We start from the raw sequence: 18,886 nt of genomic DNA on the forward strand, positions 1-18,886 counted from the left end.
CTATCCCTTTGTTTTTACACATTTCCTGGCGGAAAACCGCTTCGCACTTTTCCTGGAAATGCTCCAATTTTCAGCGCGATCAGGCCGAGAGGCCGCCGAACAATGTCGGCATGTCGAGCGGGCGGAAGCCGTAATGGTTCATCCAGCGGACATCGGCGTTGAAGAAGTCACGCAGGTCCGGCATGCCGTATTTCAGCATGGCGATGCGGTCGAGACCCATGCCCCAGGCAAAGCCCTGATACTCGTCCGGATCGAGCCCGCCGGATCTGAGCACGTTCGGGTGGACCATGCCGCAGCCGAGGATCTCCATCCAGTCGGTGCCCTCGCCGAACTTGACGATCGGGCCGGAGCGGTCGCACTGGATGTCGACCTCGAAGGACGGTTCGGTGAACGGGAAGAACGACGGGCGGAAACGCATCGTGACCTGATCGACCTCGAAGAAGGCCTTGCAGAATTCTTCCAGCACCCAGCGCATGTTGGCGACGTTCGCGGACTTGTCGACGACCAGGCCCTCGACCTGATGGAACATCGGCGAGTGGGTGGCGTCGGAATCCTGGCGATAGGTCTTGCCGGGGATGATGATGCGGATCGGCGGGTCCTGCGCCTCCATCGTGCGTATCTGCACCGGCGAGGTATGCGTGCGCAGCACCTTGCGCTCGCCCTTGTCATCTTCATTGAAGAAGAAGGTGTCGTGCATCTCGCGGGCCGGGTGGCCTTCCGGGAAGTTCAGCGCCGTGAAGTTGTAGTAGTCGGTCTCGATGTCAGGACCTTCGGCGATCGAGAAACCCATGTCGCCGAAGATCGCGGTGATCTCGTCGACGATCTGGCTGATCGGATGGATACGGCCACGTTCGGCCGGGGACGAGCGCACCGGCAGGCTGATATCGACGGTTTCGCGGGCCAGACGCTCGGCGATCGCCTGGTCCTTCAACGCCGACTTGCGGGCGGTGATCGCTTCTGCAACCGTGGTCTTCAGCGCGTTGATCTGGGCGCCACGGGTCTGGCGCTCTTCCGGCGTCATCGTGCCGAGCGTCTTCAGTAGCTCGGAGATCGAGCCCTTCTTGCCGAGCGCGCCGACGCGCACCGCCTCGATCGATCCTTCGTCGCCGGCGGCATCGATGTCCGCCAGCAGTGTCCGTTCCAGTGTTTCCAGTTCGCTCATTCTGTCCTGCCTCGATGCGGGAATGGGTTCGGTCTATATCGGTTGTTGTCTTCAGGATTGTGATTGCGTCGCCAGTGAGTCCGTCGCCGCCACGAGGCGCACGGGGTCATGACCGTTCTGGATGCGCAGGAAGAAGCGCGCCAGCGGCAACAATCGCGTAAAGAGCGGTTTGATCTCTGAGGGAGCGACGGCGGCTTCCGCTGGCGCCGCAAGCTTCCAGGCGGCAAAAGCCCGGTCCGGCGTTTCTGGCTTCAGCGCGCGGCTTGCGATCTGCAGGAAGAGCAGTCCGAGACGCGGGCCAACGCGCCGGTCACGCTTGATCCAGACCATACGATCCCTAGGCTGGCGTCGTTCGACACGGGATGATCCGCCGGCAAGTGCTGCCAGCAGAGCCGCCATGTCCTCGTCGTCAAGCTCGCGAACCGCAAGCGGCCCCTTTCGATCGTCGTACACTTTCGTCCCGCCAAATAAGAAAAACCCGCGCTAGCCCTGCCAGCGCGGGTTTCCCAACAAAAATCAAGAACGGTTTTGGGAAAACGCTGGCTTAACGAACAGCGCTTTCAAACTCGTTGGTCGTACCGGCTTCCTTGAGGTAGGCAAGTGCCTTCTTGGAAGCTTCGACGAGGGCGCCGAATGCTGCCGGCTCATGGATAGCCATGTCGGACAGAACCTTGCGGTCGACTTCGATGCCAGCCTTGTTCAGGCCGTCGATGAAGCGGCCGTAGGTCAGGCCGAATTCGCGGACGGCAGCGTTGATGCGCTGGATCCAGAGAGCGCGGAAGTTGCGCTTGTTGACCTTGCGGTCGCGGTAAGCGAACTGCTTCGAACGATCAACCGCAGCCTTTGCAGCGCGGATGGTGTTCTTGCGGCGGCCGTAGAAGCCCTTGGCTGCCTTGAGTGTCTTCTTGTGCTTGGCGTGAGCGGTTACGCCGCGTTTTACACGTGCCATGTCATGATCTCCTTAACGTGTCCAAAATGCCTGAAAGTCTTAGAGACCGTTGGGCAGGTAGTTCTTGATGACCTTCTTGCCATCGGGCTCCGCGAGAACCATGGTTCCACGTGCGTCGCGGATGAACTTGTTGGAACGCTTGATCATGCCGTGGCGCTTGCCAGCAGCTGCTGCACGAACCTTGCCGGTAGCGGTGATCTTGAACCGCTTCTTGGCAGACGATTTCGTCTTCATCTTGGGCATTTTGCTACTCCATTTTTCTTAAGAATTCGAAACGGACAGACGAGGTCCATTTCCAGCGTTAAGAACGGCCACGGCATGCCCTGCCGGACCGTTCGGACGGGCGCTTATACCCGGACCTCCCCGAAAGCGCAACTGCGGAATCGACGAAGCGTCATAGAAGCGACATACAACGTCAAACCGGATCGCGCCGACGCTTGCGCCGGCCGGCCGTTTCGAAGGCGAGCACCGCCTCCAGTCCGCCGAGCGGCGACTGCCCGAGGATCAACTTCGCGCCATAGGCATCGGCGATATCGGCGCTGATGGCAAGGACCCTCAAACGCAAAAAGCCGCCCTTCGGGCGGCTTCCTACCTGATCCAGTTTCCGGACATTGCGCCCGGACACCTCGGTCAACGCGGAGCGAGGACCATCATCATCTGGCGGCCTTCGAGCTTCGGCTCGGCCTCCACCTTGGCGATCGTCTGGGTGTCATCCTTGACCTGAAGCAGGAGCTTCATGCCGAGTTCCTGGTGCGCCATTTCGCGACCGCGGAACTTCAGGGTCACCTTGACCTTGTCGCCCTCTTCGAAGAAGCGATTCATCGCCCGCATCTTCACTTCATAATCATGCGTGTCGATGTTGGGACGCATCTTGATCTCTTTGATCTCGACGATCTTCTGCTTCTTGCGCGCTTCGGCCGCCTTCTTCTGGTTGGCGTATTTCAGCTTGCCGAGATCGAGGATCTTGCACACCGGCGGCTCGGAGTTCGGTGCGATCTCTACCAGATCAAGACCGGCCTCTTCCGCCATGCGGAGCGCCTGGTCGATCGGGATGGCACCGATATTCTGGCCTTCGGCATCGATAAGCTGAACCCGGGGCACCCGGATTTCCTTGTTTGAGCGCGGTCCCTCCTTGACGGGGGCGTCCGTTTTGAACGGTCTGCGAATGGTCGTACTCTCCTCGAGCTGTTTCCGAAAATGCGGTTCAATTATTAGTCGGCGCGGCCTTGGCCGAAATGCTTCAATCTGCCGCCGACGGCAATGTGTGAATTGCGACGGGAGAGTCAATAGCATGGCTCGCAGGGAAAATCACCACCTGTCGAAGCCAAGACGAATCTGTTTTAGAAAGAAATTCGCCGCCAATCCGGGCATTTGGAGAGAATTGAGATGCAAACGACGCCAGCCGAAACCGAAACAACCTTCATCGAGGTTGGCAAGGATGCCGCCCGTCGCCGCATCGCCATGCGGATCCTGCGGGCACAAAAGCGCTCCGATCGGCCGACGCTTGTGTGGCTTGGCGGCTACCGCTCCGACATGACCGGGACGAAGGCGGTCGAGGTCGAGCAGCTTGCGAGAGACAGGGCAACCGACTGCATCCGCTTCGACTATTCCGGCCACGGCGCCTCCGGCGGCGCCTTCAAGGACGGCACGATCTCGCGTTGGCTGGAAGAAAGCCTTGCCGTCGTCGAACATGCCGCCCCCGGGCAGCGCCTGATCCTGATCGGCTCATCGATGGGCGGCTGGATCGCGATGAGGCTGATCCAGGAACTACGCCAGCGCGGCCTCAGCGAACGCATCGCCGGGTTGGTACTGATCGCGCCTGCTCCCGACTTTACCGCCGAACTCATCGAACCAAACCTGACGGAGATCGAGCGGCACTCGCTTGCCGAGCGCGGCTATTTCGAGGAACCGTCCGAATACAGCCCCGAGCCCAACATCTATACGCGCGCCCTGATCGAGGACGGCCGCGACAACCGCGTGCTCGTCGGCACCATCACCACCGGCTGCCCGGTTCACATCCTGCAGGGCATGCGCGACCCGGATGTGCCCTACACGCACGCGCTGAAACTGATGGAGCACCTTCCGGCCGACGACGTCGTCATGACGCTCATCCGTGACGGCGACCACCGTCTTTCGCGCGAGGAAGACATTGCTAAAATGAAACAGGCGATCGGAAACATGCTGCCTTCGGCTTAAGCCGATAGGCCGGCGCTCGACGCCCTTTCTACCCCCAATTTCCGCGTCCATGCGCCGCAGACCGCCTGCTGCGCAGGGCTTTGCGCTGCGTTTCGGCAACGGCTTTAACCATAAAGTCCAATGGCCGAATCAGTAGATTGACTCTCCGACCCCAACGCTATTAACTCTTTATTAACGATTAGAGCAGCGTGAGGCGGAAGACCTGAACAAGCTGCCCTCAACTCAGGATTGCGCGAATACGTCCGGACAGGAAGAGCCCGGCATACCGCGTCACGCAGGGGATTTGTATGGCGTCTTGGACCGGGGTTAAGGGAAGTATCGCGGCGTTTTGCGCACTTTTCATTTCAGCGAACACGGCAATTCCCGCACAGGCGGGATCCTCTCCTTGGATGCAGACCGGCTCGGTTACCTCGCAGCCGATCGGACATTACGAGTTCTGTCAGAAGCACAAGGGCGAATGCAGCGTCAAATCGAAGACGAGCGTGGCGCCGCGTGTCACCGAGCGCGGCTGGGCGACGATCCGTCAGGTCAACGCTGCCGTGAACCGCGAAATCACGCCGGTGACCGATCAGGAACTCTTCGGCAGGGATGAAGTCTGGTCCTACCCGCAGGACGCCGGCGATTGCGAGGACTTCGTTCTCGAAAAGCGCAAGCGTCTGATGCGCAAGGGCTTTTCCCCCAGCGAACTGCTGATCACTGTCGTTCGCAAACCCGATGGCGAGGGCCATGCCGTGCTGACGGTGCGCACCGCCCAGGGGGATTTCGTCCTCGACAACCTCGAAAACGGCGTGCGGCTCTGGACCCAGACGCCCTACCGTTATCTCAAGCGCCAGGCTTCGTTCAACAGCGGTCGCTGGGTCACCATCGACAACGGCGCGGAAGTGGTCGTCGGCTCGGTCGGCAACTGATACCGCAGCATCATCGCTTTACGAAAAAGGGCCGGTCAAACCGGCCCTTTTTTCGTTTCAAACGCTGCACGCCCGATCAGGCATTACCGATCAGGATGCCCGCTGCCAGCACTAGGCCGCCGCCCAGCACAACCTGGAATGCGGCGCGCAGGAACGGCGTTTCCATGTAGCGGTTCTGAATGAACGCGATTGCCCAAAGCTCGAAGAAGACGACGACTGCGGCCGTGATCGTCGCCGTCCAGAAATGCGGAATGAGATAGGGCAGTGCGTGCCCTAGACCGCCGAGCGCGGTCATGATGCCCGATGCGAGGCCGCGCTTGATCGGCGAACCGCGGCCCGACAGCTTGCCGTCATCATGGGCCGCCTCTGTGAAGCCCATGGAAATACCAGCGCCGACCGAGGCCGACAGGCCGACGAGGAAGGTCTGCCAGGTATCCTGTGTCGCAAAGGCAGCAGCAAAGATCGGTGCGAGCGTCGAAACCGAGCCATCCATCAGCCCAGCCAGCCCCGGCTGAACGTAGGTCAGGATGAACTGTCGGCGCGCCGTCTGCTCCTCCTCCTCGCGAACATCGTCCGGTGTGTGCTTTTCACCGAGCCTGCGGGCGAGCGATTCGTGCGTTTTTTCCGCGATTGCCAGGTCGCCCAGCAGCTTGCGCGTCGCCGCATCCTGGGTGCGCGCCGCCGCCTCGACATAGAAGCGGTGCGCCGTCTCCTCCATTGCCTCGGCTTCCGCCCGCGCCTTCTCGATCGGCATTTCGGCGATCAGCCACTCAGGCTTGCGATCGGGGAAGTCGCGGACATGCTCGCGGCGGATCAGCGGGATCCGGTTGCCGAAGCGCTGTACGTGCATGTCGATCAGCCATTGCCGATGATGGCTCTCCTCCTCCGCCATTTCTTCGAACACTTTTGCCGAGTGCGGATATTTCTCTCTCAACGCATCCGCATAGGCGAGATAGATGCGTCCATCGTCCTCCTCCGACGAGATCGCCAGTGCCAGGATTTCCTGTTCGTTGAGGGAGAGAAACGGACGCTTGGAGCGGGAGAAGAGACGGGAAAACATCGTTGAAAACCTTCTTTAGAATAATTCTAAATAGAAACCCCGGGAATGTGCGTCAAGGTCAAAGCCATGCAATCACGCGACAATCACTCGACAGAGTGTCGCGGCTCGGCCACCATGCAGGCGCATGCGAATCCCCTTCCCGCGGCTGGAGCAATCGCCTCCATGAGGACCATCTACCCGCTTTCGGAAAGCAAGGATACGTTTCTGGACCGGCTCGGCGCCCGTATGGCCGCAAGGTTGCAGACGCAGACCCTTGGCTACGAACCCTACACGCCATCCGACCCGGAAACGCTGGCGCGCACGCTGCGTCCGGGCGACGTCCTCTTGATCGAAGGCAACCAGAAGGTTTCCGCCGCGATCAAATACCTGACGCAATCCACCTGGTCGCACGCGGCATTTTTCGTCGGCGACGAGATGCCGCTGACGCTCGACCAGGCGACCCTGCCGGTGATCGAAAGGCCTCAACTGATCGAGGTGAATATCGGCGAAGGTTGCGTCGCGGTGCCGCTGAAGAAATATGCATCGTTCAACACGCGCATCTGCCGACCGGTGGCGCTGACGCCCGACGATCGTACCGCGCTGGTCGGCTTCATGATCGCCCGGCTCGGCATGAAATACGACCTGAAGAACATTCTGGATATGCTGCGCTATTTCATGCCGGCACCGCCGGTGCCCGTGCGCTGGCGTCGTCGCCTGCTGGCGCTTGGTTCAGGCGATCCGACGCGGGCGATCTGCTCGACGCTGATTGCCGAAGCCTTCGAGCAGATCCGCTATCCGATCCTGCCGGAGGTCACGCGCGCGCCTGGGCGCGCGTCGGCCGCCTCCACCTATTCACGCGAAGAGATCCTGCATATCCGCCACTATTCGCTCTATACCCCGCGCGACTTCGATCTCTCGCCGTTCTTCTCGATCGTCAAGCCGACACTCGAATTCGGCTTCGACTACAAGCGGCTGCGCTGGAACGGAGATTGACCGGCACGATGCCGGTCAAATGGGGCCGGTCAGATGTTGAGGTCGAGCGCGTGCTCGCGGGCCATGAAGTCGCGCTGGCGGTCGGTGATGTAATCGCGCACGATCGGTGCTGCGTCACGCGAGCGCGACAGCTGCATGTGGAAGACCAGCTGGCTGCCGGTGCGGAACATCATTTCGGCACTGATCAGATAGAACTCCCACATGCGGGCAAAGCGCTCGTCATACATCGCGATCACCTTGTCGCGGTTTGCCTCGAACCGCTCCCCCCAATGCGCCAGCGTCGTGGCATAGTGCACGCGCAGGAACTCTAGATCGGTGACCCAAAGGCTGTTGCGCTCGACGACGTCGAAGACCTCCGAAAGTGCCGGCGAATAGGCGCCGGGGAAGATGTATTTGCGCAGCCAGGCGCTCGCCATGCCGGGCGGGCTCATGTGGCCGATCGAATGCAGCACCGCAACGCCGTCATCCGGCATCAGCGCATTGAGTTTCTTGAAAAACTCGTCGTAGTGATTCACACCGACATGCTCGAACATGCCGACCGAAACGATGCGATCGAACGGTCCCTGCACATCCCGATAGTCTTTCAGTTCGAAGCGAACACGATCGGCGAGCCCGGCCGCCTGTGCGCGTTGCGAAGACAGCGCCTGCTGCTCCTTGGAAAGCGTCACACCCAGAACCTCGACGTTTTCGAGTTTCGCCAGGTACATCGCCAGATCGCCCCAGCCGGAACCGATATCGAGCACCTTCATGCCCGGCTCCAGGCAGAGCTTGGAGGCGAGCAGCCGCAGCTTGTTGCGCTGGGCTTTTTCCAGGCTCTCGTTCGGCTCGCGGAAATAGGCGCAGGAATAGAGCATGTTCTCGTCGAGGAACAACTTGTAGAAGTCGTTGCCGAGATCGTAGTGATGGGCGACGTTCTCCTGCGCCTTGCCCTTGGGATTTGCCTGCTGGCGCTTGCGGAAGCGCATCTTTATCGCGCGCAGCACCTTCTGGATCGGGTAGGAGCCGAGCGAGAGCCGGTTGATCGAAAACAGCGTCAGGAAATCCTTGAGCGTCGAGCCTTCCTCGAAGCGCATGGTACCGTCCATGTAGGCCTCGCCAGCCGCCAGCTCCGCATTGAAGACAAGGCTGCGATAGAGCTTCTTGTCGGTGAGCCGCATGGTGACTTCAGGCCCGGGCTCGCCGGAGAAGACATGCCTCCTGCCATCAGCGTCGATCACCGTCAGGCGACCCTTGCGAATGAACGACTTCATCATATGCGACAATGGAAACATGCGGGCCCTCTCATGGCGGAAACGTCGTAGCGCCGGCATCCTAGCACCCGTTTTTCGAAATGCTCCCCCTAAATTTGCGGTTGCTTATCCGATCTCTGCCACAGCTTCCGGGCTCTGCGGCGTCGCGCATCCGGTGACGCGCCGAGGACGCTGTAACGCTTTGAACTTGCTGCCTGGTTTTGCCCCTGAAACACCAACGGTCGAAGGAGCCCAGCAGTAGAAACGACAACGGGGACGGCAGGTTGAACCTGCCGTCCCCGTTCGATGCGATCGCTCGATCGTCAGTGCTTGAGCGTGTCAGTCCTTGGCGCGCTCGACATAGGAGCCGTCTTCGGTCGCGATGATGACGCGGGTGCCAGCCTGGATATGCGGCGGCACGAGCGTGCGAACGCCGTTCGACAGAATAGCCGGCTTGTAGGACGACGATGCCGTCTGGCCCTTGACGACCGGCTCGGTCTCGGTGATTTCGAGCGTCACGTGGCGCGGCAGGTCGATGGCGATCGCCAGGCCTTCGTGGATCGAAAGAATGCAGGCCATGCCTTCCTGCAGGTAGGCCTTGAGGTCGCCGATGTCGTCAGTGGTCATGACCAGCTGGTCGTAGCTTTCCGGGTTCATGAAGTGGAAGCCTTCGCCATCTTCATAAAGGAAGGTGTGCTCGCGGTCTTCGACGAAGGCGCGCTCGACCTGTTCGGTCGTGCGGTAGCGTTCGGAGACCTTCACGCCGTCGGAAATGCGGCGCATGTCGACCTGGGTGACCGGCGTGCCCTTGCCCGGATGGAAGTTCTGCGCGGTAAGAACGACATAGAGCTTGCCGTCAACGTCGAGAACGTTGCCCTTGCGGACAGATGAAGCGATGACCTTGACCATTAGTCTTCCTTGTAACAGAGGTATGCGCGACACGGCGCGCCGGGAAAGCCGGCCCCGAAAGACGCGAAAATTATGATATCGCGCCGCCACTACCCTAATTTCGTGCAAATAGCCAGCCTGCGCCGGCATTGACGCGAAGATAGCCTAGGGCGCGAAGAAAGCCTGGATCGAACGACCATGTCGCATGCCTCACCCTGGTGGACGCCGCACGTCCATGCCGACCGGCGCCCGTTTCTTCTCGGACGCAACCGGATCCAGTCGGCGCTGCGCCGGTTTTTCGACGAGCGCGACTTCATCGAGGTCGATACCGCGACGCTGCAGGTCTCACCGGGCAACGAAGCCCATCTGCACGCCTTTGCCACCCAGGCGCTCAACCATGACGGCTCCGCCGATCCGTTCTATCTGCACACCTCGCCGGAGTTTGCCTGCAAGAAGCTCATCGCTGCCGGTGAAAAGCGCATCGCCTGCTTTGCCCATGTCTATCGCAACCGCGAGCGTGGGCCGCTGCACCATCCGGAATTCACCATGCTCGAATGGTACCGCGCCGGTGAGACCTACGAGACGCTGATGCGCGACTGCGCCGAGATCCTGACGCTCGCGGCACAGACGACCGGCGTCAGTCAGTTCACCTTCCAGGGCCGCACCTGCGACCCCTTCGCCGAGCCCGAACGGCTGGCGGTGGCCGAAGCCTTCAAGCGTTTTGCGAAAATCGACCTGCTCGCTTCGATCGCCTCCAACGGAGAAACGGACCGGGACGCGCTTGCTAGCGCGATGGTATCGGCCGGGCTGCGGGTCGCCGCCGACGATAACTGGGCCGACCTGTTCAGCCGCGTGCTTGTCGAAAAGGTCGAACCGCATCTCGGCTTTGGCCGCGCGACGATCCTCGATGAATATCCGGTCGCTGAAGCAGCCCTTGCCCGGCCGACCGCGCGCGACCGCCGCGTTGCCGAGCGCTTCGAGCTCTATGCCTGCGGCGTCGAACTCGCCAATGCCTTTGGCGAACTGACCGATGCGGCCGAGCAGCGCCGTCGTTTCGAGATGGAAATGACGGAGAAGGCCCGCGTCTATGGCGAGACCTATCCGCTCGACGAGGATTTTCTGGCAGCGCTCGCCATCATGCCCGAGGCGAGCGGCATCGCGCTCGGCTTCGACCGGCTGGTCATGCTGGCGACCGGTGCGTCGCGCATCGACCAGGTGCTCTGGGCACCGGTGGCGGAGACGGCATCATGAACGTTCACCGGCCGATCAAGACAGCCGGCGAATTGGTTGATGCCGGCCTTATCGAACCGTCACAGCAAACCGTCGTTTCGCAGGTCGCCGAGCGCTACGCGGTCGCCATCAGTCCTGCTATCGCCAAGCTGATCGACCGCAACGACCCGAACGATCCGATTGCCCGCCAGTTCGTACCCGATGCCGCCGAGCTGACGCTGCTGCCGGAAGAGCGCGAAGATCCGATCGGCGACAAGGCGCACAGCCCGGTCGCCGGCATCGTGCATCGCTATCCCGACCGGGTGCTTTTGAAGGCCGTGCATGTCTGCCCGGTATATTGCCGCTTCTGCTTTCGCCGCGAAATGGTCGGACCGCAGGGACTGGGTACGCTGACACCCGCCGAACTCGATGCGGCGATCGCCTATATCGCCGAACATGACGAGATCTGGGAGGTCATTCTCACCGGTGGCGACCCGCTGGTGCTTTCGCCGCGCCGCCTCACCGAAATCATGGAGCGGCTGAAGCCGATCGCCCATGTCAAGATCGTGCGCTTCCACACCCGCGTACCGGTGGTCGAGCCCGAGCGCATCAACGCCGATCTCGTTTCAGCCCTCAAGGCCAGCGGCAAGGCGACCTATGTGGCGCTGCACGCCAACCATCCGCGTGAACTGACACAGGAAGCGCGCGACGCCTCGGCCCGGCTGATCGATGCCGGCGTCGTCATGGTCAGCCAGTCGGTGCTGCTGAAAGGCGTCAATGACGATGCGGACGTGCTTGCCGCACTGATGCGCGCCTTCGTCGAAACCCGGATCAAGCCCTACTATCTGCACCACCCGGATCTGGCACCCGGCACCAGCCACTTCCGGCTCTCGATCGAGGAGGGCCAGGCACTCGTCGCGTCCTTGCGCGGCCGGGTCTCTGGCCTCTGCCAGCCGACCTATATCCTCGACATTCCCGGCGGTCACGGCAAGACGGTGATCAGCGCGGCATCGATCGCTGCGGACGGCGGCGGTTGCTACACCGTGACCGACTTCCGCGGCAAAGAGCACGCCTACCCGCCAAAAATCTGAGAAAAATTTCAAGACGGCGTCACAGCGGCCGGAAGCCAATCGTCAGTTGGTCATGAGCAACGATCGACGGAGTTGTAATCATGACCGATATGAAAACCGTCCGTTACGAGCAGAAAATCCCCGACGGGCTCGGCGCGCTTGCCGGCGGACGCAAGACGATCGACCAGGACAGCATTGACCGGACCAAACAGATATCGAGGCATTGAGATGGGCGGCGCAAACAGCACGGCAATTTTCGAGGAGGCGCGTCCCCGCCTTCTCGGTCTGGCTTACCGGATCCTTGGTTCGCGCGCGGACGCGGAAGACGCGGTGCAGGACACGTTCGTGAAGTGGCAGGAGGCCGATCAATTGGCGATCGAAAGCCCGGCCGCTTGGCTGACGACCGCCTGCACCCGCCGCTGCCTCGACCTCTTGAAGGCGGCACACCGCAAGCGTGTCGACTATGTCGGTGCCTGGCTGCCGGAGCCGATCCACACGGCAAGCGACGACAATGCCGAGGAGAAGCTGGCACTGACCTCGTCGCTGACCACCGCCTTCCTCTTGATGCTGGAGCGGCTGACGCCGAAGGAAAGGGCTGCCTATCTGCTGCATGAAATCTTCGGCCAGCCCTATGAGGAGGTGGCTGAAACGCTCGACATGCAGGAGGCGGCCGCACGCAAGCTGGTGTCGCGCGCCAAGACCAATATCGGCGTGGAGAAGAGCCGTCACCAGACGCCGCGCGAACGCCAGGACGAGTTGCTGTCGGCTTTCCACACGGCGATCCACGGCGGCAATATTGCCAGCCTTTCGAGCCTGCTTTCCGCCGACGTACGACTGACGGCCGATGGCGGCGGCAAGGTGGCGACGGTGCTCGGCGTGCTCTCGGGCAAGCAAACCGTGCTTGCCTTCATCGCCGACCGGCTGACCGAATACTGGGCGCACTATGTCTGGGACGTTGCCGATATCAACGGCGGCCGCGGCATTGTGCTCCGGGGCGAGACCGAAAATGATATCGCCGCCAGCGTTTCCTTCGGCTATGACGGCGACGGAAACGTCAACGACATCTTCATCGTTCGCAATCCGGACAAGCTCACCCATCTCGGTGATGCCGTCGTCCACTGAATCAGAACATTTCCACGAAAAATGCGAAGCGCTTTTCCGTCAGGAAATGCGTAAAAACAATAGGATAGAGCCGCTCCAAAACTCCATTTGAAACGGGAGTGCTCTATCGGCGCCGACGGGGCAAGCCCGACGCGGCCGCGCAACGATGCACGGCGCGTTACTTGCCCGGCAGTCGTGAGGCGACAGGAAAAGGTGCACACATATGCTCGACAAGACATCCAGACCCGCTGAAAAAGCCGACAGCGGCTGGCTCGCTCTGCTGTCGGGCGAAAACGCCATCCATTCCGTCGTGCTGAGCGGCGGCGTAGCTCTCCATGCGCTCAACATCTATGTCGTAACGACGATCATGCCGTCGATCGTGCGCGAGATCGGCGGGCTCGAATATTACGCCTGGAGCACCACCGTCTTCGTGGCCGCATCCATCCTCGGCGCAGCACTCTCGGCCCGCTTGCTTGCCGTCGTCGGCGCCGGCTCGGCCTATGCGATCGGCGCGCTCGTCTTCGGCCTCGGCACGCTCATGTGCGCCTCCGCTCCCGATATGCTGGTGCTGCTTGGCGGCCGGGCGATCCAGGGCTTTGGCGGCGGCCTGCTCTATGCGCTCGCCTATGGCGTCATCCGCCTGGTGTTTGCGCCGGCGCTCTGGACCCGTGCCATCGGCCTGATCTCGGCGACCTGGGGCACGGCAACGCTTATCGGCCCGGCTGTTGGCGGCATGTTTGCGGAATTCGCCACCTGGCGCGCCGCCTTCTGGTCGCTGCTGCCGCTGACGGCACTTCTGGCAGCACTCGCCTTCTGGACGTTGCCGCGCAACGCTTCGTCCGAAGGAAATCGCACGCCGCTGCCGGTCGTGCAACTGCTGCTTCTGGTCGGCATCGTTCTGGCTCTTTCGATCGCAAGCACCCTGTCCACATCGGGCGAACAGCTCGCCTCGGTCGGCGCGGCCATCCTCATGTTCGCAGTGCTTCTCGTCGTCGAACGCCGGGCTGCCGGCAAGCTGCTGCCGAGCAGCAGCTTCACCATAACCTCCCCGCTGGCAGCGCTTTATGCTACGATCACGCTGTTGATGATCGGCATGCAGCCGGAGATCTACGTACCGTATCTGCTGCAGGAATTGCATGGGCTGTCGCCGCTGGTTGCCGGCTACATCGCCGCACTGATGTCGATCGGCTGGACCGCCGGATCGATGACCAGCGCGCACTGGCACGGCGACAGGGCGCAGCGCACGATCTTCGCCGGACCGGCCTTCGGCCTTGCCGGCCTGGCGCTGATCGCCATGTTCATGCCGATGGCCGGCACCGGGTTTGCCGCGATCTCCGCACCGCTTTCCGCCGGTATCATGGCGGTCGGTTTCGGCATGGGTTTCGCCTGGCCGCATATCGTGACGGCCGTCTACGAACTGGCACCACAGGGCGAGGAAGAGAAGGCATCGAGCTCGATCACCACCGTGCAGCTTTTTGCCGCCGCACTGGGTGCTGCCCTTGCCGGCCTGACCGCCAATCTGGCGGGTATCGAAGCAAGCACCACCGACGGCGTTGCCCGCGCGACGCAGTGGCTTTTCTGGCTGTTCGCGCTGGCACCGGCACTGGCGATGCTGACGGCGAGGCGCGTCCGTCGGGCGCGTGCGGTGAAGGCAGCCGACGACTAGGCAGCGGATACGTGCCACCGTTTCCGAGGCCGTGCCTCCTGCATAATTCCGTAAATCGGATCCGATTTAAGGATGAAATTATGCAGCACGTTTAAAGCGCTACAGCATCCTTTGTGCGTCATATTTGACGCGCGGCGCTGTGGGGAGGAAACGATGGATGCCGACGGGATCGGCCTGAGTGGCGCGCAAGAAACACTGCTGATCACGCTGCAGGCAAAGGCCGCCGAAAGCGCGCTTCCCGATTCCCTGCTGCGCGACCATTTCGCCGCCGATGCCATGCGTCGTCTCGGGCAAGCTGCGCAGCATCTCGACGTCGGCCACGACATGACGATCGGGATCGCCATGCGCGCCTATCTCCTCGACCAGTGGACACGGGCTTTCGTCACCAGGCACCCGGATGCAACTGTGCTGCATCTCGGCTGCGGCCTCGATTCCCGCGTTTTCCGCGTCGATCCGCCCGACGAGGTGCGGTGGTTCGACGTCGATTTTCCCGATGTGATGACGTTGCGCCGCACGCTCTATCCGGATCGCGCCAACTATACACAGATCGCATCTTCGGTGACGGAGGCGGGATGGCTTGCGGCGATACCGGATGACGCGCCGGCGATCGTCGTCGCCGAAGGCGTCCTGCCCTACCTTGCGGCAGAGGACGTCTACGATCTGCTTCGGCGTCTGCTGGAACGCCTGCCGGCGGGCGAGGTCGTCTTCGACGGCTATAGCCACCTGGGCATTCAATTGCTGCGCTTCAACCCCGCCATCCGCGCCACCGGTGCTGCGCTTCGCTGGGGCATCGACGATCCACGCATGCTGGAGCGGCAGGTGCCGGGCCTCAGTCTGCTGGAGGAGGTCAGCGACTACGATCCGAGCCAGATAGAAAGAATGTCAGCGGCCGCGCGCATCGCCATCCAGATCTTCAGCGTCATGCCCATGCTGCAGCGGATGGGGCGGCTTTTGCGCTACCGCTTTTAGCAGTACGGCGACGGGACGTCCGATCGACGAAGGGCCGCACTGTTCCCGGTGCGGCCCTTCTATATCAAGGTATCGCAGAGACCTATCAGCCCTGCTTGATCGGCGCGATCGAGATTTCGACGCGGCGGTTCTGCGCCCGGCCGGCCTCGCTGCCGTTGGAGGCGATCGGCCGTTCCTGGCCGAAGCCCATGGTGGCCATGCGGCGCTGGTCGACGCCCTGGCTTGCCAGATAATTGGCAACTGAGGCTGCGCGACGCTCGGAAAGGCCCTGGTTGTAGGAGGCGCTGCCGGTCGAATCGGTGTGGCCGTCGACGTCGATCAGCGTCTTGTTGAACTTGCGCAGCACGATCGCCACGGAGTTCAGCGTGTCGTAGAAGGCTGGGATTACCTGGTCGCGGTCGGTGGCGAAGGTGATGTTCGACGGCATGTTCAGGATGATGCGGTCGCCTGCGCGGGTAACGGAAACACCGGTACCCTGCAGCTGGGCGCGCAGTTCCGCTTCCTGGCTGTCCATGTAGTTGCCGACCAAGCCACCGCCGAGCGCGCCGATACCGGCACCGACGAGAGCGGCATCACGCCGTCCCGCAGCACTGCCGCCGACAAGAAGGCCGGTCGCTGCACCGAGACCCGCGCCGATCAGCGCGCCGCCGGCGGTGTTCGACATCTTCTGCTCACCCGTATAGGGATCGGTGGTCGTGCATCCCGAGAGATAGATGGCCGCTACAGCCAGTATGGCGCATTTCTTGATCATAGAATCAATGGTCCCCATTCGTGCTCAAAGGTGCTTCATACTAGCGATTGCGGCAGGAAGATGAAGAGACGTCCCACTGATGCCATTGTTTGGCGACAAATGGCGCCACGGCCACAGTCATCGTCATGACAGGGCCGGATACTAACCGATCCTTCACACGCTCTTGATAACAAGCGCGTTCGAGGAAAATCGAGGCGGACTATCTGATGGCAATCGAGTTTGGCGATACGCAACGCAGTCTCAGCGACACGCTCAACGGGATGATCGGGTCGATTCGCGGCAACACCATCACGCTTCGCGACCTGATGACGGGCATCGGCGAACAGGGCTTTCTCTTGCTGTGCGCGCTGCTGACGCTGCCGTTTCTGCTGCCGGTCTCCATTCCCGGCGTCAGTACCGTTTTCGGCGCCGCCATCATCCTGATCTCGATTTCGATTACCCTCAACCGCCTGCCCTGGATGCCGCAGCGCATCCTCGACCGGCAGATCGAAACCGAAAAACTGGTGCCGACGCTGCAGAAGGGGGCAGCGCTTGTCTCCAAGCTCGATCGCTTCGTCAGGCCGCGCTTCGGCTTCCTGACGCAAGGCGCACTGATGAACCGCTTCAACGGCCTGATGATCATGGCCGGAGGCGTGCTGCTGATGTTTCCGCTCGGCCTCATTCCGCTATCGAACACGCTGCCGGGCATCGCCATCCTGCTCCTGTCGCTCGGCATCATCCAGCGCGACGGACTGATGGTCGCTGGCGGCTATCTCTTCCTGATCGCAACCACGGTCTACTTCACCGTCCTCGCCTATATGGCAGTTGCGGCCGGCCAGGGCCTATCCAACTTCTTCGTTTCTTAAAACGTATCGCCATCGTGAACCTGACGCGTCGTCATCGACGCGCCGGTCGCGAGTCCGGCCGGCTACAGCGCCGTGCGTCAAATATGACGCGCAAAGGACGCTGTATCGCTTTAAACTTGCTGCATAATTTTATCCTTAAATCGGATTCGATTTAAGCAATTAAGCAGTAGCCGGAACGGCGCGATCTCATGCCGATGTCGCCTGGAAGCTCTTGTAGCTGGCGGAATCGGTCTCAACCCCGAGCTTTTCCATCAGCGCCGCACGATCGATGTTGAGGCTTCTATCGAACGCGCCGATCGCTGCTGCAACCTTCGGCGCGACCTCTTCGCTTTCGAATTCGATCATGGTGCAGAAGTTGAACTTTCCCGGGCCCGCATGCTGCTCGAGGAACAGGTCCTTGACGTAGCCGTCCTGGCTGCGGATCACTTCGAGGGTCTTTTCCACCAGTTCCAGAAACTGCGTCCGTGCGGCGGTCGGCACCGCAAACTTGTTGATACGATAGAGCGGTGCGACGATACCCGCCTTTGTATTGCTGCTCATTGAACTCTCCTTGAGTATCCCTTCAAATCCCGTCGGCGGCCATTCGGCGACGGGCAGGAACACTCGTACGACCTCAAGTAAAGTTGAGGTCAACAGGGGTTCGTGAGAAATCTGCGGCTGCCTGACGGCCGGAGTAGGCTCAGGTAGCAATGCCCTTGAGCACATTGGCGACGTTGAGGCCGATTTCGGGCACACCGTAGCCGCCCTCCATGCAGACGACGACCGGCAGGCCCGTCCTCTTCAACCTCTCGCCCATGCGCAGATAATCCTCCGACTTCAGCTTGAACGACGAAATCGGATCGCGCTCGAACGTGTCGACGCCGAGCGAAACCACCAGCGCCTCGGCGCCGAAGGTCTCGATGCGATGAAGTGCATCGTCCATCGCGGCCGACCAGGCCGAATAGGCCGTGCCGCGCGGCAGGGGATAGTTCTTCGTGGTGCCGAGGCCTTCGCCAGCCCCCTCTTCATCGGCAAAGCCGAGAAAGTACGGGAAAGCGTCGACGGGATCGCCATGCAGCGAGGCGAAGTAGACGTCGCCGCGTCCATAGAAGATGTCCTGCGTGCCGTTGCCATGATGGAAGTCGACATCGAGCACTGCGACCCTGGCAGCACCGAGATCGCGTAGCCGCTGGGCGGCGCAGGCGGCGTTGTTGATGAAGGAGTAGCCGCCATAGAGATCGATCGCCGCGTGATGGCCGGGCGGGCGGCAAAGCGCAAAGGCGGCCGTGTTGCCGGCGTCCACATGCTCGGCAGCCGAAAGCGCGCAATTCATCGCCGCGCGCGCGGCGACGTAGGTGCCTTCAGTGATCGATGTTTCCGCGGCAAAGGCGTAATAGCCGAGCGCGCCGTCGATATCCTTGGGCGGGTGCTGGCGCATCCGGCGCGCCGGGAAGCACGTCGGGATCGCTTCGCCGCGATAACCGTCAGCGACCCAGCGCGCCCAGGCGGTTTCGAGAAAGTCGAGATAGTCGGCCGCGTGGAGCTTGAGGGCCGTTTCCAGGCCGTGATGCGTGGGCGCAACCACATCGGCAAAGCCAGCCTCCTTCACCGCCGCCAAAATCCATTCGGCACGAAACGGCGCCTCGAACGGCGCCACCAGTTCGCCACCGAAGAGTTCTGTCCTGGCCTCACGGAGCTTGTGATCTTCGGAATAGAAAACGCGCATGGCAATGTCCCGGTTGAGTTCGTGAAGCGAGCGAAGCGTCGGCAAGCTAGCGCAGGGTTCGGGCCGTTGGCTACCTCAGCGGGCGCCCCTCATCCGGCCTGCCGGCCACCTTCTCCCCGCAAGCGAGGCGAAGGAGACGCGCGGCAAACTCCAGTCCCCCCTCTCCCCGCAAGCGGGGAGAGGGCTGGGGTGAGGGGCAGCGACAC

The 18,886-nt window shown here is 61.8% G+C and carries 22 protein-coding genes; 10 read left to right on the top strand and 12 right to left on the bottom strand.

Annotated features, from left to right (window positions below; translation table 11 throughout):
* Positions 1–79: 79 nt before the first annotated feature.
* The 6 genes from pheS to infC form a co-directional block, all read right to left on the bottom strand.
* The gene (pheS, locus tag ASD02_RS03565; protein WP_057204340.1) at positions 80–1,162 is read right to left on the bottom strand and encodes a phenylalanine--tRNA ligase subunit alpha; all 1,083 of its coding nucleotides are present in this window, start codon (positions 1,160–1,162) and stop codon (positions 80–82) included.
* Between the two features lie 51 nt (positions 1,163–1,213).
* The gene (locus ASD02_RS03570; protein WP_025425552.1) at positions 1,214–1,615 is read right to left on the bottom strand and encodes a hypothetical protein; all 402 of its coding nucleotides are present in this window, start codon (positions 1,613–1,615) and stop codon (positions 1,214–1,216) included.
* Between the two features lie 91 nt (positions 1,616–1,706).
* Positions 1,707–2,111 carry a 50S ribosomal protein L20 gene (gene rplT, locus ASD02_RS03575; RefSeq protein WP_025425551.1) on the bottom strand — a complete coding sequence of 135 codons (405 nt, stop codon included), beginning with the start codon at positions 2,109–2,111 and terminating at the stop codon, positions 1,707–1,709.
* Between the two features lie 39 nt (positions 2,112–2,150).
* Positions 2,151–2,354 carry a 50S ribosomal protein L35 gene (gene rpmI, locus ASD02_RS03580; protein WP_025425550.1) on the bottom strand — a complete coding sequence of 68 codons (204 nt, stop codon included), beginning with the start codon at positions 2,352–2,354 and terminating at the stop codon, positions 2,151–2,153.
* A gap of 172 nt (positions 2,355–2,526) precedes the next feature.
* Entirely contained in the window at positions 2,527–2,676 is a 150-nt protein-coding gene (locus ASD02_RS03585; protein WP_156407901.1) for a hypothetical protein, read from the bottom strand.
* 65 nt (positions 2,677–2,741) lie between these two features.
* Complete coding sequence (infC, locus tag ASD02_RS03590) at positions 2,742–3,278, bottom strand: translation initiation factor IF-3 (protein WP_038576631.1); 537 nt, start codon at positions 3,276–3,278, stop codon at positions 2,742–2,744.
* 219 nt (positions 3,279–3,497) lie between these two features.
* Between infC and ASD02_RS03595 the strand changes: the two genes are divergently transcribed.
* Together ASD02_RS03595 and ASD02_RS03600 are read left to right on the top strand one after the other, a co-directional pair.
* Positions 3,498–4,307, top strand: coding sequence for an alpha/beta hydrolase (locus ASD02_RS03595; RefSeq protein WP_025425547.1), 810 nt, complete (start codon positions 3,498–3,500; stop codon positions 4,305–4,307).
* A 287-nt stretch (positions 4,308–4,594) separates the two neighbouring features.
* The gene (locus ASD02_RS03600) at positions 4,595–5,215 is read left to right on the top strand and encodes a transglutaminase-like cysteine peptidase (RefSeq protein WP_025425546.1); all 621 of its coding nucleotides are present in this window, start codon (positions 4,595–4,597) and stop codon (positions 5,213–5,215) included.
* Between the two features lie 76 nt (positions 5,216–5,291).
* On the opposite strand, the gene mbfA is transcribed toward ASD02_RS03600, so the two are convergent.
* Entirely contained in the window at positions 5,292–6,275 is a 984-nt protein-coding gene (gene mbfA / locus ASD02_RS03605; RefSeq protein ID WP_025425545.1) for an iron exporter MbfA, read from the bottom strand.
* Positions 6,276–6,437: 162 nt separating this feature from the next.
* Between mbfA and ASD02_RS03610 the strand changes: the two genes are divergently transcribed.
* The gene (locus tag ASD02_RS03610) at positions 6,438–7,247 is read left to right on the top strand and encodes a YiiX/YebB-like N1pC/P60 family cysteine hydrolase (RefSeq protein WP_038575805.1); all 810 of its coding nucleotides are present in this window, start codon (positions 6,438–6,440) and stop codon (positions 7,245–7,247) included.
* A gap of 29 nt (positions 7,248–7,276) precedes the next feature.
* Here the strand turns inward: ASD02_RS03610 and ASD02_RS03615 are convergent, their stop codons facing one another.
* Positions 7,277–8,518, bottom strand: coding sequence for a cyclopropane-fatty-acyl-phospholipid synthase family protein (locus ASD02_RS03615; RefSeq protein ID WP_025425544.1), 1,242 nt, complete (start codon positions 8,516–8,518; stop codon positions 7,277–7,279).
* A gap of 297 nt (positions 8,519–8,815) precedes the next feature.
* The gene (gene efp, locus ASD02_RS03620; protein WP_025425543.1) at positions 8,816–9,385 is read right to left on the bottom strand and encodes an elongation factor P; all 570 of its coding nucleotides are present in this window, start codon (positions 9,383–9,385) and stop codon (positions 8,816–8,818) included.
* Between the two features lie 177 nt (positions 9,386–9,562).
* Between efp and epmA the strand changes: the two genes are divergently transcribed.
* The 6 genes from epmA (at position 9,563) to ASD02_RS03645 (ending at position 15,379) form a co-directional block, all read left to right on the top strand.
* Entirely contained in the window at positions 9,563–10,615 is a 1,053-nt protein-coding gene (gene epmA / locus ASD02_RS03625) for an EF-P lysine aminoacylase EpmA (protein WP_025425542.1), read from the top strand.
* Positions 10,612–11,664 carry a lysine-2,3-aminomutase-like protein gene (locus ASD02_RS03630; RefSeq protein WP_025425541.1) on the top strand — a complete coding sequence of 351 codons (1,053 nt, stop codon included), beginning with the start codon at positions 10,612–10,614 and terminating at the stop codon, positions 11,662–11,664. Before epmA ends, ASD02_RS03630 begins: the two co-directional genes overlap by 4 nt.
* A gap of 80 nt (positions 11,665–11,744) precedes the next feature.
* Positions 11,745–11,870: a hypothetical protein gene (locus ASD02_RS40310; protein ID WP_255569777.1), complete on the top strand. Its 126-nt coding sequence runs from the start codon at positions 11,745–11,747 to the stop codon at positions 11,868–11,870.
* A gap of 1 nt (position 11,871) precedes the next feature.
* Positions 11,872–12,765: an RNA polymerase sigma factor SigJ gene (gene sigJ, locus ASD02_RS03635; RefSeq protein WP_025425540.1), complete on the top strand. Its 894-nt coding sequence runs from the start codon at positions 11,872–11,874 to the stop codon at positions 12,763–12,765.
* A 202-nt stretch (positions 12,766–12,967) separates the two neighbouring features.
* Complete coding sequence (locus ASD02_RS03640) at positions 12,968–14,410, top strand: MFS transporter (RefSeq protein ID WP_081788828.1); 1,443 nt, start codon at positions 12,968–12,970, stop codon at positions 14,408–14,410.
* 153 nt (positions 14,411–14,563) lie between these two features.
* Complete coding sequence (locus tag ASD02_RS03645; RefSeq protein ID WP_025425538.1) at positions 14,564–15,379, top strand: class I SAM-dependent methyltransferase; 816 nt, start codon at positions 14,564–14,566, stop codon at positions 15,377–15,379.
* Between the two features lie 85 nt (positions 15,380–15,464).
* Here the strand turns inward: ASD02_RS03645 and ASD02_RS03650 are convergent, their stop codons facing one another.
* Positions 15,465–16,130 (bottom strand): OmpA family protein, encoded by a 666-nt coding sequence (locus ASD02_RS03650; protein WP_025425537.1) that lies wholly within the window; start codon positions 16,128–16,130, stop codon positions 15,465–15,467.
* Between the two features lie 206 nt (positions 16,131–16,336).
* Here ASD02_RS03650 and ASD02_RS03655 point away from each other — a divergent pair, with 206 nt between their 5' ends.
* Complete coding sequence (locus ASD02_RS03655) at positions 16,337–16,975, top strand: exopolysaccharide biosynthesis protein (protein ID WP_025425536.1); 639 nt, start codon at positions 16,337–16,339, stop codon at positions 16,973–16,975.
* A gap of 186 nt (positions 16,976–17,161) precedes the next feature.
* On the opposite strand, the gene ASD02_RS03660 is transcribed toward ASD02_RS03655, so the two are convergent.
* Together ASD02_RS03660 and ASD02_RS03665 are read right to left on the bottom strand one after the other, a co-directional pair.
* A complete protein-coding gene (locus ASD02_RS03660; protein ID WP_025425535.1) occupies positions 17,162–17,515 on the bottom strand; it encodes a hypothetical protein in 354 nt (117 codons plus the stop codon).
* A 139-nt stretch (positions 17,516–17,654) separates the two neighbouring features.
* Entirely contained in the window at positions 17,655–18,680 is a 1,026-nt protein-coding gene (locus tag ASD02_RS03665) for a histone deacetylase family protein (RefSeq protein WP_025425534.1), read from the bottom strand.
* Positions 18,681–18,886 lie beyond the last annotated feature (206 nt).

Origin of the sequence: Ensifer sp. Root1252 (assembly GCF_001425885.1) — a bacterium.
Lineage (GTDB): Bacteria > Pseudomonadota > Alphaproteobacteria > Rhizobiales > Rhizobiaceae > Ensifer > Ensifer canadensis.

Excerpts from the sequence above, each read along its gene's own strand:
- efp (WP_025425543.1), bottom strand. The coding sequence starts at position 9,385 with ATGGTCAAGGTCATCGCTTCATCTGTCCGCAAGGGCAACGTTCTCGAC.
- ASD02_RS03600 (WP_025425546.1), top strand. The coding sequence starts at position 4,595 with ATGGCGTCTTGGACCGGGGTTAAGGGAAGTATCGCGGCGTTTTGCGCA.
- ASD02_RS03660 (WP_025425535.1), bottom strand. The coding sequence starts at position 17,515 with ATGAGCAGCAATACAAAGGCGGGTATCGTCGCACCGCTCTATCGTATC.
- sigJ (WP_025425540.1), top strand. The coding sequence starts at position 11,872 with ATGGGCGGCGCAAACAGCACGGCAATTTTCGAGGAGGCGCGTCCCCGC.
- rplT (WP_025425551.1), bottom strand. The coding sequence starts at position 2,111 with ATGGCACGTGTAAAACGCGGCGTAACCGCTCACGCCAAGCACAAGAAG.
- ASD02_RS40310 (WP_255569777.1), top strand. The coding sequence starts at position 11,745 with ATGACCGATATGAAAACCGTCCGTTACGAGCAGAAAATCCCCGACGGG.
- epmA (WP_025425542.1), top strand. The coding sequence starts at position 9,563 with ATGTCGCATGCCTCACCCTGGTGGACGCCGCACGTCCATGCCGACCGG.
- ASD02_RS03610 (WP_038575805.1), top strand. The coding sequence starts at position 6,438 with ATGAGGACCATCTACCCGCTTTCGGAAAGCAAGGATACGTTTCTGGAC.
- ASD02_RS03630 (WP_025425541.1), top strand. The coding sequence starts at position 10,612 with ATGAACGTTCACCGGCCGATCAAGACAGCCGGCGAATTGGTTGATGCC.
- mbfA (WP_025425545.1), bottom strand. The coding sequence starts at position 6,275 with ATGTTTTCCCGTCTCTTCTCCCGCTCCAAGCGTCCGTTTCTCTCCCTC.
- pheS (WP_057204340.1), bottom strand. The coding sequence starts at position 1,162 with ATGAGCGAACTGGAAACACTGGAACGGACACTGCTGGCGGACATCGAT.
- ASD02_RS03615 (WP_025425544.1), bottom strand. The coding sequence starts at position 8,518 with ATGTTTCCATTGTCGCATATGATGAAGTCGTTCATTCGCAAGGGTCGC.
- ASD02_RS03645 (WP_025425538.1), top strand. The coding sequence starts at position 14,564 with ATGGATGCCGACGGGATCGGCCTGAGTGGCGCGCAAGAAACACTGCTG.
- ASD02_RS03665 (WP_025425534.1), bottom strand. The coding sequence starts at position 18,680 with ATGCGCGTTTTCTATTCCGAAGATCACAAGCTCCGTGAGGCCAGGACA.
- ASD02_RS03650 (WP_025425537.1), bottom strand. The coding sequence starts at position 16,130 with ATGATCAAGAAATGCGCCATACTGGCTGTAGCGGCCATCTATCTCTCG.
- ASD02_RS03595 (WP_025425547.1), top strand. The coding sequence starts at position 3,498 with ATGCAAACGACGCCAGCCGAAACCGAAACAACCTTCATCGAGGTTGGC.
- ASD02_RS03640 (WP_081788828.1), top strand. The coding sequence starts at position 12,968 with ATGCTCGACAAGACATCCAGACCCGCTGAAAAAGCCGACAGCGGCTGG.
- ASD02_RS03655 (WP_025425536.1), top strand. The coding sequence starts at position 16,337 with ATGGCAATCGAGTTTGGCGATACGCAACGCAGTCTCAGCGACACGCTC.
- rpmI (WP_025425550.1), bottom strand. The coding sequence starts at position 2,354 with ATGCCCAAGATGAAGACGAAATCGTCTGCCAAGAAGCGGTTCAAGATC.